This is a genomic window from Pseudoalteromonas sp. GW168-MNA-CIBAN-0100, assembly GCF_040309225.1.
Classification (GTDB): Bacteria; Pseudomonadota; Gammaproteobacteria; order Enterobacterales; family Alteromonadaceae; genus Pseudoalteromonas; species Pseudoalteromonas arctica.
The window spans coordinates 1-477 of sequence record NZ_JBEOOL010000114.1 but is presented as its reverse complement, the minus strand read 5'-3'; the positions used below and the strand labels follow the sequence as shown (position 1 = coordinate 477).

The window sequence follows — 477 nt, the reverse complement described above, 5'->3', positions numbered from 1 at the left end:
CCATAATATATACCTCAAAAAATCATACTGGTGTAATTTTACACCAGTATGAAAAACATGCAATTAACCTTTAATCTTTTTCCTTGAGCCTTAGTGCTCGCTCCACTAAAATGGCGCCCTTGAAAATCACTGAGGTCGGCCGTGTTAATTAACTACAATCCCCCAACAGATCCGTATTTAACTATTCTGTATCAGGATGAGGATTTACTCATCGTTAATAAGCCTAGCGAGTTGTTAACCGTGCCAGGTAAAGACCCTAAACATGCCGATTGCTTAATAAGTCGTGTTAACCGAGTTTTTCCTACCGCTAAAATAGTGCATCGTTTAGATATGGCAACGTCGGGCATACTTTGCTTGGCAATGAATAAAGCTGCGCACCGCCATGTAAGTATGCAGTTTCAGGAGCGCGAAACCGCCAAGCGCTATATTGACCGGCTATATGGGCAACTTGAGGCGCAAACCGGCTCGGTTGATGTA

The 477-nt window shown here is 43.0% G+C and carries 1 protein-coding gene; it reads left to right on the top strand.

The genetic code is table 11. From position 1 onward, the window contains the following. Positions 1-141: 141 nt before the first annotated feature. A partial coding sequence (locus tag AAEY62_RS20285) for a pseudouridine synthase (RefSeq protein WP_350635990.1) occupies positions 142-477 on the top strand: 336 nt, incomplete at its 3' end.